This is a genomic window from Mammaliicoccus sp. Dog046 (assembly GCF_034039665.1).
GTDB lineage: Bacteria > Bacillota > Bacilli > Staphylococcales > Staphylococcaceae > Mammaliicoccus.
The window spans coordinates 555,543-567,983 of the sequence record NZ_CP120131.1 but is presented as its reverse complement, the minus strand read 5'-3'; the positions used below and the strand labels follow the sequence as shown (position 1 = coordinate 567,983).

Sequence of the window (12,441 nt, the reverse complement as noted above, 5' to 3'; positions counted from 1 at the left end):
TACTAACTACATTGTAAAAAAATTCACAAACTTTTTATATTAGGGGATTACCTATACATCGTTCGAAATTCCCTATTTCACTTTGAAAATTAAAGCATAAAAAAGCCTGTCGATTAGGTTTCACTTAATCGACAGACTTTATGTTTTAATTTCATAATTTCGTACATTATTTAATTTCTATTACTTCATCTGATAGCGTTGTAACTTCTTTTTTAGAATGTGAAACGAGTATGATTGGAATTCGCCACGTTGCAAAAATCTTTTGAATTAATCTCATTCCTTCTTCTTTCGTTTCATCATCTAAACTTGAAAATGGTTCATCCAATAATAACAAGTTAGGTTTCACGCTTAATACTCTGCATAACGCAACTCTTTGAGATTCTCCACCTGATAGCGTTGAAGGATATTGATCTAAACAATGTTCTATATTTAATTGCTTAATCAAATGTTCAGTATCTTTATTCGGTCGGGTCATATAATGAATATTTTCATGAACTGTCATATGCGGAAATAGCTGATAATCCTGAAATAAATATCCGATTTTTCTATCTTGTACCTTCACTTGATGCCCGTGATGACTTAACGTTTCATTATCTATACGTATGAATACATCATCTGCTTCTGCTAAACCAGAAATAATATTTAACAACGTCGTTTTGCCTATGCCCGATTTTCCAACGATGGCATAAATTTTCGGTACTTCTGACTGGATATTTAACGTGATTGTACGATTTTTAATTATTTTTTTTATATTAATGTGAATCATACATATCACTCCCACTTATGGTTTTTCTGATTTAATATATTTAATGCGCTGATCACACACACTGCAAAAGCAATCAACACGATGACCCATAACCAAGCTTGATTCTCTTCACCAGATTGTACTAAAAAATATATTTCCAGAGGTAACGTGTTCGTTAACCCTGGAATATATCCTGCAATCATAAGCGTTGCTCCAAACTCACCTAATCCTCGAGCAAAACTCATAACAATACCTGAAAATATTGCACGTTTTGTTAGTGGTATAACGATTGTCCAAAATATCTTTCTTTCACTCGCACCCATTGTTCTAGCTGAGTTTAACATCTTAGGATTAATGGATTGAAAACCATTGATCACATGTTGATACATAAGCGGTATGCTGACAATTACTGCAGCGATGACCGCACCCACCCAACTAAATATGACTTGAATATGTAATGTTTGGTCTATTAAATGACCAAACCATTGATTTTTTGAAAATATAATCAATAAAATAAATCCCATCACAGTTGGTGGTAAAACAATGGGTAACATAATGACACTTTCTATATATGGTTTAAGTTTACCATTGTAGCGGTGCATTAACTTTGCCAGAACAATACCTAATATACATACAATAATTGTACTTATTAATGTTACTTTCATTGATATCCATAATGGTGTTAAATCTGGCATAGATTAAGCTCCTAACCTTCAAAGTGATATTCTTTAAATATTTGTTTAGCTTCTTTTGATTTTAAGAAATTAAACCACTCTTTTGATTCTTTTTTGTCTGTAACAAGCCCTGCTCTGTATATAATTGGTTCATCTAATGGGGCATCTGTTAATTTAACAATGTTTTCTACTTTTTTATCTTTACCTTTATATAAATCTGTTTCATAAACAAATCCAATTTCAGCATTTTCTTTCTTAACATAATTCAATACTTGTTTAACATCTTTCGCAAATACAAATGTACTTGTCATACCTTCGTATAATTTTTCTTTCTTCAAGTATTCAATCGCATATCTTCCTGCCGGTACACTTTTTTCTTCACCTACCGCAACTTTAGAAGGTGAACTTACGTTTTTAATTTTTTTGATGTTAGAATTCTTGTATTTAATCGCAATTAATTTGTTTTTAGTATAGTCATACACTTCTGATACTTTTTTATTATCTTTTAGTGTGTCTACATCTTCGGTATTTGCTGACATAATAACATCTACATCAGCACCCGCTTCAACTTGCTTTCTTAAACTACCAGAACCACCGTAATTAAATTTAATATTTGTATTAGGGTGTTGTTTTTTATATTCTTTTTCTAGTGCTTTAGTGACATCTGTTAAACTTGCTGCTGCAGATACAGTTAAGTGCTTTTCTTCATTTTTTTTATTAATTTTGTCTTGGTTAGATTCCGTATTACACCCAGCCAATACAACTAATAATGCTACAACGAGCATAAACAATCGTTTCATAAAATAATTTCCTCTCTATAAATAGTATAAACTTAATTTACACCTTTCAACTACGCAATGAAAGAGCTATGTATATTTTTTCACAAATACTTCTTAATTCATAGCATAAATTAAAAAAAGTTAGGCGTATGTAAGTCTGAAATTTTACTATAAACAATGTATTTATAAGTAAAAGTGAGGCTAGCGAGATTGTTTTCCAGAACTATCTCGTTAGATTTTCTAACAGGATTGTTACTCAGAACTATCTCGTTAGCCTTGCTCAATATTGCTTGTCCGCCCTCACTTGCAATGTTCAGCGCCTCAATGTTGCTTGTCGACCTCCACTTGCAATGTTCAACGCTCCAATGTTGCTTGTCAGCCCTCACTTGCAATATTCAACGCTCCAATGTTGCTTGTCAGCCTCCACTTGCAATGTTCAGCGCCTCAATGTTGCTTGTCGACCTCCACTTGCAATGTTCAGCGCCTCAATGTTGCTTGTCAGCCTCCACTTGCAATGTTCAGCGCTCCAATGTTGCTTCTCGGTCCTCACTTGCAATATTCAGCGCTCCAATGTTGCTTGTCGACCTCCACTTGCAATGTTCAGGATTTTTTTGCGCTGACTCCTGCAGAAAAAGCATGCACATAAAAAAATGCCGACAAAGTATATAACAATGTCGACACTTTTTTACTATTGTAGTGGTATTTCTTCTAATTCTTTAACTGGTTTCTCGTAATAATCTCTGTCTTTCTTCGCATTAAATCGATCAGCTTTTTCTAACTTAACAGTTATGTTGTAATCAGGAATTTCTGCAAATTTCTCATATCGTCCTCTTGGTAACAAGTAGTTTCCTTCTGGGAAGTATACTTCAACATTACCTTTTAGAATGTCTACATATTTTGCGACGCCTTGGAACACACCGAAGCCATTATGAAGTACAACACCTTCACCTTCAGCTATACTCATTGATTCAGCATCTTCTTTATTCATTAAGACATCGTATCTACCACCTTCGTTAAAGGTTTCGTGTTCGCCATAAACCATAGAGTTAAATTGTTTACCACGTCGTGTCGTTAGCATAAAGTCGTCCGCTTTTTTATTTAAATTCGGTATGTCTACGCCAATCAAATGACCTTTTCCATCATCAGTTGGACAAATACCATCTTCACACAACCAAGCACCGCCCCATTGGAATACGTCTCCTTGTTTTTTCAAATATTGGACGCCTTCGTAATCTGGATTGGCTTTAGCGATTTCTTCTCTTATCTCTTGTCCATCTTTAAAATCAACTAAATGTGCCGTTTCAGGTTTGATTCTTTTAGCTAAATCAATATAAATCTTCCATTCTGATCTCGCTTCTTTAATTCTATTTTGATTACCTTCAATTTGAGGTGAATAGTATACCATACGTTCAGTTGAAGTTGATGTACCTCCGCCATCTTGTTCATAACGCGTCTTAGCTGGAAGTACAATAACCGTTTCTTTCGCATCAACTAAAGTTGACGTATTTAAAATAATATCTTGGTGGACCCTTAATTCTAAGTTCTCTAATGCTTCTTCAACAAATGTCGGATCTGGCATTGTTTCTAAGAAGTTTCCTCCAGATAAATAATAGCATTTAATTTTTCTTTCATGATCATCTGGTAGCATCGCATTTTCCAACGTTACACCTACTGTATCGCCTTGCCAATCGGCGATATCAAAGCCCCATAACTTCTCAATACGTTCATGATTTTCTCCATGAAAAGCACCCCCTGGTAACACAAATGGATCACAACCCATTTCACCAGTACCTTGAACACTTGAATGTCCTCTGAATGGCATTAACCCACTATGTTTTCTACCTAAAAATCCTCTTAGCAGCGCTAAATTACATACTTGAGATATATTATCTGTAGCAAATTCGTGCATCGTTAAACCAAGTGCCCATGCAAATACAGCATTTTTTGCTTTCGCTAATTCTAATGCTAAATCATAAATGCGTGATTTAGTAACACCGCTAGACTGTTCAATCTCTTCCCATGTTTGGTTTATAACAGTTTCTTTCAATTCTTCATAACCTGAAACATGTGACTCTACAAATGAATGATTGATTGCAGAACCATAAGATTCTTCTTCCATTTCAAACCAATGTTTCATAATGCCGTGCATAAATGCTATATCTCCACCGATATTCACTTGATAGAAATCATCTGCAACATTCGTACCAAACAATGCTGATTCCGCTACTGAAGGTATCCAATATTTATCCATTGCAGGTTCTTTATATGGGTTCACGACGATTATTTTTGTCCCTTTCTTCTTAGCTTCCAACATATATTTAGTTGAAACGGGTGACGAATTAGACGCAACACTTCCCCAGAAAAGTAATACATCTGTACCGATCCAGTCTTGGTAATTCGAAGTTGAAGCGCCAACACCAACAGATCGTTTCATTGCAGTTTTACTAGGTGAATGACAAATTCTCGAAGCATTATCAAGATTGTTAGCTCCTAAGAATCTCGCAACTTTTCCGGCAACATAATACGACTCATTTGTAATACCTCTAGAAGTTAAGTAAAACGCATAATTTCTAGGATTTAATGATTTCATCTTATCCGCGATTGTATTCATCGCTTCTTCCCATGAAATACGAATAAATTTACGATCACCTTTTCTTCGCATCATTGGATATGGAATACGACCTAAATTTCTTAATTCTGAACTATTATATTTTCTTAATTCATCTATGTCTTGATGAAGAATTTCAGGTTTAATTTCAGGCATTGTATTTAACCTTAATACATTAAAACGCGTTGTACATACATGAGGACCAGTTAACGTTTGATCACTTAATCCTGATACACCTAGCGCACAACCATCACAAACACCTTTTGTAATAATATTTTTAGCATAATTTAAATTATCTTTATTGTCCCAAACAATTTTCATTGTATCTCTAATATGTTTAGGCTTCACTTTACCTAATCCAAAGGGTATCGGACTAACCCAAAATTCAGGTGCAAGTTTCATGTCTTTCTTCATTGGACCTTGATGTTTTGTCTTCCCCATTTTTATCCCCCTCTAATAATTCGATTACTTTCATTATATTCAAATTGAAATATAATTGAAAGTGCTTCCACTTTATATAACACTAATTTATAAGTATAATCATTATATTAATAGCTTTATAAGTGGGGGAAATCGTATGAATAGGGATATGACTTACAATCAAAATATTTTAAAATATGAAAACAATCAGTTCGTCGAGACAACTGATTTTTACGTTACTGAATTCCCACTAACTATCATGATCAATGGTGAAGAATTTGCTACGATCATCTGCTCTCCAAAAAATTTCAAAGAACTCGTTTTAGGATTTTTAGCTTCTGAAGGTGTCATCTTTAGTGGAAAAGATTTAAAACAAATCACAATCGATGACTCAAAAGGGTTTGCACATGTTGAATTAACCCACCCGATTGATCCACGTACTAAACAGTATACGCAACGCGTCTTATCATCATGTTGTGGAAAAAGTAGAGCATTCTACTTCAATAATGATGTTCAAACTTCTAAGGTATCTCAATCTAAAGTAACCATCAATGCGGATCAAATTTTATCAATGATGGAAAGATTACATTCAGAAAGTAAAGTATTCAAACAAACAGGTGGATTACACAATGCAGCGATTAGTGATGGTAGTGAGTTTTATGAACACCGATCAGACATTGGCAGACACAATGCTTTAGATAAATTATATGGTTATTGTATTCAAAACAATGTATCTATTCGAGATAAAGTGTTGATATTTAGTGGTCGTATTTCCTCGGAAATATTAATTAAAGCTTCAAAAATCGGTGTCGGTATTATTTTATCTAAATCCGCACCAACGAACTTAGCAATCGAATTAGCAAATGACTTAAATATTACAGCTGTAGGATTTATTAGAGACGGTAGTTTTAATGTTTATAGTCATGCTGAAAGAATTATACAAAATTAATAAAAACACACTGAACTTATATTTATAAGTTTAGTGTGTTTTTTGTTCAGATTAGTTTTTAATATTCTTTTAAAGCTTCATATTGGAAACCACTATATTTATACCCTTGTGCTTGATACATATCTTTAGCTGTATCTTCTCCGTCAGCAACTAATATAATTGGCTTATCTTGTGCAATTTTTGAGACATAAGCTTGCATCTCTGTTCCAATGCCTTTCCGACGTAATGATTCATCCACCGCAAAACTATCTATTTCAACATAATGCGCTTGTTTCCAGACAAGTAAAATTCCAGCTGGTTTATCTTTGTAATAAGCAATCACTTGAATTGGATTGGTCGCTGCGAATTGTTCTTTATTCGTAGTAATTTTTAATTCTGCATAATCTTCGCCATATTCCTTATCAAATTCATAAGATAAATTCATGAAATCTACTAAATTATCATCATTTGTTTCAACAACTTCTATCGCTTCATTATGCTTTGTATGAAAATCTTTGTCATGATTGATATATAATTCTATCCAACTATATTCGTAACCTTGTTCTTTTAAATATGAACCGAGTTGATCATCAATCATTTCATTTTCAGGAAATACAAACTTTAAAAATGGCTGTTCATGTTGTTCGTGTAGCTTTTTCAACATATGTTCATCGTTCTTAAATGTTTCTAAATCAGGCATTTGTTTATAAACAATCTTATTTGAATCATATTGAATACGTTTATGTAATGTTTGAAAATGGGTATAGCGATCAGTATCTTCTAATATATCTCCATCTGTTTCAATATCACTAAATGTAACCATTACAACACCTCATCCATTTTGTCTTAATCTCTTAATTTCAGGTACATTCTTTAAACTAAATAGTAACATAGTTGCAAGTACTGCTTTAACAATATCCCCTGGCAAGAACGCAGCTGCTAGTTTGTATCTATGTATAATAGAAACATTCATAAATTCACCCATAGCATAACCGCCTATGATATTCAGTAACAACACACCTATGATTAAGTTCACACACAATGCGTATACGAAGGTTAATTTTTTCCACTTTTTATCTATAAAGAATCCAATAAGAAATGCGACAATTGGATATCCAATTAAATACCCTGCAGATGGTCCAAAGAATACACCTAGTCCACCTCTACCTCCTGATAATACAGGTAACCCGATTGCTACAAGTAGTAAGAAGATAACAACACTTAAAGTCCCTCTCTTATACCCTAATAAACAACCCGCTAAAATAATTCCTATATTTTGTAATACAATTGGTACTGGCATAATAGGTAATGGAATCGGTGGAATAAATGCCATTACAGAAATAAATGCGGTAAACATTGCAATCATAACGATATCTCTTGTTTTCAACTTACTCACTCCAAATCTTAAGATATCAATGATTATACCACATTGTTAACCATTCTGTAATAACAGTTAACAATTAATTGTGAAACGCTGAAATCGCTCCATACAACGCCGAGTCATTGCCCTTTGATGTCGTTGTAATTGTAGCATGACCGTATGCTTCGGGTAGGAAATCATCTATAAATGGTTCGATAAATGAAATTAAATTTTCACGTTGTTGTGAAATGCCTCCACCAATTAAAATAATTTCCGGATCAAATATTATTTGAATTTGTGCAATACCTTCAGCAACATCTTTACCCCATTCTTTTAATACAGTATTTGCTTTAACGTCCCCTTTTGCTGCTTCTTCAAATAATTGTTCAACTGATAAATATTGATGGTATTGTTGTTTGATTTTATTTTTAAGAGCTGTTGTTGATCCTCTGTCTTCATAAGTCTTCTTTGTTTCTTTATCATATAATAAATAACCAATTTCACATGCTCTATATTGATAACCTTCTAACAATTGATTTTCAAAATAAGCACCACCTATACCCGTGCCAATTGTAAGTAAAAATATTGATTTATATTTTTGTTGATTGTCACCTAATTCACCTAACAATGCACAAGATACATCATTATTAATCACAACTTTATTCGTAATGTCTGATAATGCCTCTTTAAAGTTCGTCCCATCATAATATGGCATTGTCGGACCTGCATAAGTAATAACACCTTTTTCGGAGTCAACAACACCTGCAGTTGAAATACCAACATTCGGATTTTCTAACTGAAATTGTTGTTTATATGATTCAATGATTTTCTTTACTTCTTCTAATATGCTGCCTTCTTTATTACTAGGTGTTTCAATTTTTTTATAACTATGCATTTGATTTTGATTATCTATGACACATGATTTGATGTAAGTGCCCCCGATATCTATTGAAATATCCATATAATCCCCCTACTTAGATAAATGTTCAGTCAAAATAGATTTCGCTAATGGTGCGTCTTTACTTTCAATTGCTTTAACAATTTGACGATGCACATCATTCGTATGCGTATAATCAATCAAGTCTCCCTCTTCTTCAGCATGATAAAAATACGATTGAATAACGGAACTTAATTGCTCAAATAACACATTACCTGATGATTTTAAGATAGCTTGATGAAACGCCTTATCATTTTCAAAATGGTTTGTAACATCTTCTTCTACAATTAATTTGAGCTGACTAATGTCTCTATTTAAGTTAACAATTTCTTCAATAGCCGCACACTCAAATATAATTCTTAATGAAAGTAAATCTTTCTTAGATCCATTCGCCACTTGAAAACTAAATAAAAATCCTTCTAATAAATGTGTTATATCTGGTGCTTTAATGACGGTACCTCTACCTTGAACAGTTTCAATCACACCAGTATGTTCCAAATAACTTAACGCTTCTCTTACTACAGAACGACTTACACCATACATCTCCGTAAATGCTCTTTCTGTAGGTAATTTATCTCCTTCTGATAAACCGGTATTTAATATATAATTTTTTATTTCTTGCAATACTTGTGCCTTTAAACTCTGTACTTCAACTTTATTTAAATTCCCCATTATATTTGCCCCAATTCTTCGATCCAATCAATCACTCGTGTTAAATGCTTATTTATCACATCATGTCCTAAAGAAAGGTCTTTTGTTTCAAGTGCATTAATGATTTCATTATGTTCTTTATATGAACGTTTAATATCTTCTTTATCAACAATTTGATTGAATTGGTTCTTTATAAAGTATTCTTTAATCACTTTACTCATCGATATGAGTGTCTGATTATTTGTAAATAATATGATTGTTTCATGAAATGATGAATCATATTCTGCTAATTTTTTAGATTGTTTATTAGATTTATAATAAACATCATTGATATCTTTTAATTTTTGCGCATCTATTGGAATACTATTCTCAATAATAAGACGAATAGCGCCAAGTTCTAAAATCTTTCGAACTTCTAATAATTCTTTAATTTCAAATCCATGAACTTTCATATGTGATTCAAATAACATAGACAAGTGTTCATTCTTATCAGTAATAAACATACCGCTTCCTGACTTCACCTGTATTAAACCACTTTGTTGCAAACGACTAATTGCTTCTCTTACAACTGTTCGACTCACACCAAGTTGATCAATGAGCATCTTTTCTGAAGGTAGTTTATCTCCATTTTCAAATTGATTTTCAGCAATATATTCCTTTAAATTCTCAACTGCAACATCAACTAATGACATGCGTTTCATCATCATCTCTACCTCCTATATTCTTATTTATTTTATCATATCTCATCTTGTAAAATGTAAAAACGTTTGACACGTCAACAAGAAATCGCTTACAATGTGATTATAAATTGGTCTGACAATATTATCAATAATAAAGAATAAGGAGTTTTTATATGAATGGATTATATTCAGCATTACTTGTACCTTTTGACAAAGAAGGCAATATTTTAGAAACGGGTTTAAGACAAATCATTCGTCAGAACATTGATGTTCAAGGTATAGATGGATTATATGTGAATGGTAGTTCGGGCGAGAATTTTTTAATGAACACTGAACAGAAGAAACGCGTCTTTAACATTATTAAAGATGAGGCAGGAAACGACATTAAACTTATCGCTCAAGTAGGCGCTCTTGATTTACAAGAAGCGATCGCATTAGGACAATATGCAACAGAACTCGGATATGACGCATTATCTGCAGTAACACCGTTCTATTATCCATTTAGTTTTGAAGAAATTAAATACTATTATGATGCCATCATTGAAGCTACTGGTAATGATATGATTATATATTCTATTCCAGCATTAACAGGCGTTAATTTATCTATTCAACAATTCGAAACACTATTTGAAAATGAAAAGATTATTGGCATTAAATATACTGCAGCAGATTTTTATCTATTAGAACGCATTAGAAAAGCTTTTCCTAACAAACTTATATTATCAGGGTTCGATGAAATGCTTATTCAAGCAGTTGTGTCTGGTGTAGATGGTGCCATTGGTTCTACTTATAACGTCAATGGTCGCCGTGCCAGAGAAATATTTGAACTTGCTCAACAAGGTGACATTCAAGAAGCCTATAAAATCCAACACGAAACAAACGATATCATTGAACAGATTCTAGCTTTAGGTATTTATCCAACTTTAAAAGCAATTCTATCTACTAAAGGCATTGAAGCTGGTGAAGTTAAACGACCACTATCACCTTTAAATGACGAAGCATTAGAAACAGTTCAAACACTCGTTACAAAATACAACTTATAATTTATTGTTGAACAAAGGGGATGTAAAACTATGAATGAAGTCGGTTTTGGTACTGGAAATTGGATTGCACTTATCATTTATTTACTAGTCACACTGCTCATCGGTGTCTACTTCACTAAAAGAGCTGGTGAAGATACGGAAGCATTTTTCAAAGCTAAAGGTAAAGTTCCAGCATGGGCTGTTGGTTTCTCAATCTATGCCACTACATTAAGTGCAATTACATATATGGGAACACCCGAACGCGCGTTTAACACAGACTGGTCTTATGCAGCTGGAAACTTAGCGATTATCGCAATTATTCCATTACTCATATATTTCTATATACCTTTCTTTAGAAAGTTAGATGTGACTACAGCATATGAATATTTAGAAGAACGTTTCGGAATTACGATGCGTGTCATTGGATCTTTAGCTTTTACGCTATTCCATATTGGACGTGTAGCTATCGTTATTTACTTACCAACGTTAGCAATTACGTCTGTGTCAGATATTAATCCATACTTAATTGCGACATTAGTTGGTATACTTTGTATGGTTTATACTTTCATGGGTGGTATCGAAGGTGTTATTTGGAGTGATGTAATTCAAGATATTATTTTAATAGGTGGTGCAGTTGCAGTCATCTTCTTAGGGGCATTCCAAATTGACGGTCACTTTGCTACTGTTGCACATGAAGCAATGCAAGATAAGAAATTTATCTCTGCAGAAAATTGGAAATTCGGTTCTGCAGCAGCTGCCATACCAATCATATTTATCGGATCTATCTTTAATAATTTACATCAATATACGGCCAGTCAAGATATTGTACAACGTTATCAAACAACTGGTACGATCGCTTCAACAAATAAGTCTTTATGGACAAATGGACTACTTGCATTTATAACAATCCCTATCTTCTACGGTATGGGTACTGTGTTGTATTCTTTCTATCACAATGTTTCATCGTTACCGAAAGATTTTAATACATCCGCAATTGTTCCTTACTTCATACTGACAGAAATCCCACCGTTTGTAGGTGGACTATTAATTGCAGCTATTTTTGCAGCTGCACAATCAACTATATCATCAAGTTTAAATTCGATTTCAGCTTGTGTTGTCGTCGATTTGAAACAACGTTTTTCTAAAAGTAATGATTCCTCCAAGGACGTTCTTTTAGCTAGATTAATTATAATTGTTGCTGGGTTGTTTGGTACTTTAGCTTCATTATATTTAATTAATCAGAAGACCAATGAAACCTGGGATCTCTTCTTATTAATAACAGGATTATTCGGAGTACCGATTGCCGGTGTCTTTGCAGTAGGTATATTTACTAAACGTGCGAACACATACGGCGTTATTATCGGATTAGTTGTCGCTGCAATTTCATCTTATTTTATAGGAAAAACAGATATCACACCGTTCACAATATCAGTTATAGGATTTTTCATTGCATTTATTGTTGGTTACTTAGCAAGTCTACCTTTCTCAAAACACAATAAAAATATTGTAGGATTAACAATATTCACCATAAACGATCAATATGTGAAAGACAATAATGGAAGCAGGACAGAAATCTAATTTATAAAAACACTAAAAGCGACTGAGACATTATATTATGTCCCAGCCGCTTTTAGTAT

The 12,441-nt window shown here is 33.2% G+C and carries 12 protein-coding genes; 3 read left to right on the top strand and 9 right to left on the bottom strand.

Annotated features, from left to right (window positions below):
* Positions 1–166: 166 nt before the first annotated feature.
* The 4 genes from P3U32_RS02685 to P3U32_RS02670 form a co-directional block, all read right to left on the bottom strand.
* Positions 167–766, bottom strand: a complete 600-nt coding sequence (locus P3U32_RS02685) for an ATP-binding cassette domain-containing protein (RefSeq protein WP_323704069.1) — start codon at positions 764–766, stop codon at positions 167–169.
* Between the two features lie 5 nt (positions 767–771).
* A complete protein-coding gene (gene modB / locus P3U32_RS02680) occupies positions 772–1,440 on the bottom strand; it encodes a molybdate ABC transporter permease subunit (RefSeq protein ID WP_323704068.1) in 669 nt (222 codons plus the stop codon).
* An 11-nt stretch (positions 1,441–1,451) separates the two neighbouring features.
* Positions 1,452–2,219, bottom strand: coding sequence for a molybdate ABC transporter substrate-binding protein (gene modA / locus P3U32_RS02675; protein WP_323704067.1), 768 nt, complete (start codon positions 2,217–2,219; stop codon positions 1,452–1,454).
* Between the two features lie 667 nt (positions 2,220–2,886).
* Positions 2,887–5,247, bottom strand: a complete 2,361-nt coding sequence (locus tag P3U32_RS02670) for an FdhF/YdeP family oxidoreductase (RefSeq protein WP_323704066.1) — start codon at positions 5,245–5,247, stop codon at positions 2,887–2,889.
* A 136-nt stretch (positions 5,248–5,383) separates the two neighbouring features.
* Between P3U32_RS02670 and fdhD the strand changes: the two genes are divergently transcribed.
* Positions 5,384–6,175, top strand: a complete 792-nt coding sequence (gene fdhD / locus P3U32_RS02665; protein ID WP_323704065.1) for a formate dehydrogenase accessory sulfurtransferase FdhD — start codon at positions 5,384–5,386, stop codon at positions 6,173–6,175.
* Between the two features lie 58 nt (positions 6,176–6,233).
* Here fdhD and P3U32_RS02660 read toward each other — a convergent pair whose 3' ends face one another.
* The 5 genes from P3U32_RS02660 to P3U32_RS02640 form a co-directional block, all read right to left on the bottom strand.
* The gene (locus P3U32_RS02660) at positions 6,234–6,977 is read right to left on the bottom strand and encodes a GNAT family N-acetyltransferase (RefSeq protein WP_323704064.1); all 744 of its coding nucleotides are present in this window, start codon (positions 6,975–6,977) and stop codon (positions 6,234–6,236) included.
* A 9-nt stretch (positions 6,978–6,986) separates the two neighbouring features.
* Complete coding sequence (locus tag P3U32_RS02655) at positions 6,987–7,541, bottom strand: biotin transporter BioY (RefSeq protein ID WP_323704063.1); 555 nt, start codon at positions 7,539–7,541, stop codon at positions 6,987–6,989.
* A 73-nt stretch (positions 7,542–7,614) separates the two neighbouring features.
* Positions 7,615–8,475 carry an ROK family protein gene (locus P3U32_RS02650; protein WP_323704062.1) on the bottom strand — a complete coding sequence of 287 codons (861 nt, stop codon included), beginning with the start codon at positions 8,473–8,475 and terminating at the stop codon, positions 7,615–7,617.
* Between the two features lie 9 nt (positions 8,476–8,484).
* Positions 8,485–9,123, bottom strand: a complete 639-nt coding sequence (locus P3U32_RS02645; RefSeq protein WP_323704061.1) for a FadR/GntR family transcriptional regulator — start codon at positions 9,121–9,123, stop codon at positions 8,485–8,487.
* The gene (locus tag P3U32_RS02640; RefSeq protein ID WP_323704060.1) at positions 9,123–9,806 is read right to left on the bottom strand and encodes a FadR/GntR family transcriptional regulator; all 684 of its coding nucleotides are present in this window, start codon (positions 9,804–9,806) and stop codon (positions 9,123–9,125) included. The genes P3U32_RS02645 and P3U32_RS02640 overlap by 1 nt, the downstream gene beginning before the upstream one ends.
* A 149-nt stretch (positions 9,807–9,955) precedes the next feature.
* On the opposite strand from P3U32_RS02640, the gene P3U32_RS02635 reads away from it, so the two are divergent.
* Entirely contained in the window at positions 9,956–10,825 is an 870-nt protein-coding gene (locus P3U32_RS02635; RefSeq protein WP_323704059.1) for an N-acetylneuraminate lyase, read from the top strand.
* 30 nt (positions 10,826–10,855) lie between these two features.
* Positions 10,856–12,382, top strand: a complete 1,527-nt coding sequence (locus P3U32_RS02630; RefSeq protein ID WP_323704058.1) for a sodium:solute symporter family protein — start codon at positions 10,856–10,858, stop codon at positions 12,380–12,382.
* Positions 12,383–12,441 lie beyond the last annotated feature (59 nt).

Excerpts from the sequence above, each read along its gene's own strand:
- P3U32_RS02650 (WP_323704062.1), bottom strand. The coding sequence starts at position 8,475 with ATGGATATTTCAATAGATATCGGGGGCACTTACATCAAATCATGTGTC.
- P3U32_RS02660 (WP_323704064.1), bottom strand. The coding sequence starts at position 6,977 with ATGGTTACATTTAGTGATATTGAAACAGATGGAGATATATTAGAAGAT.
- fdhD (WP_323704065.1), top strand. The coding sequence starts at position 5,384 with ATGAATAGGGATATGACTTACAATCAAAATATTTTAAAATATGAAAAC.
- P3U32_RS02645 (WP_323704061.1), bottom strand. The coding sequence starts at position 9,123 with ATGGGGAATTTAAATAAAGTTGAAGTACAGAGTTTAAAGGCACAAGTA.
- P3U32_RS02640 (WP_323704060.1), bottom strand. The coding sequence starts at position 9,806 with ATGATGAAACGCATGTCATTAGTTGATGTTGCAGTTGAGAATTTAAAG.
- P3U32_RS02685 (WP_323704069.1), bottom strand. The coding sequence starts at position 766 with ATGATTCACATTAATATAAAAAAAATAATTAAAAATCGTACAATCACG.
- modA (WP_323704067.1), bottom strand. The coding sequence starts at position 2,219 with ATGAAACGATTGTTTATGCTCGTTGTAGCATTATTAGTTGTATTGGCT.
- P3U32_RS02630 (WP_323704058.1), top strand. The coding sequence starts at position 10,856 with ATGAATGAAGTCGGTTTTGGTACTGGAAATTGGATTGCACTTATCATT.
- P3U32_RS02635 (WP_323704059.1), top strand. The coding sequence starts at position 9,956 with ATGAATGGATTATATTCAGCATTACTTGTACCTTTTGACAAAGAAGGC.
- modB (WP_323704068.1), bottom strand. The coding sequence starts at position 1,440 with ATGCCAGATTTAACACCATTATGGATATCAATGAAAGTAACATTAATA.
- P3U32_RS02670 (WP_323704066.1), bottom strand. The coding sequence starts at position 5,247 with ATGGGGAAGACAAAACATCAAGGTCCAATGAAGAAAGACATGAAACTT.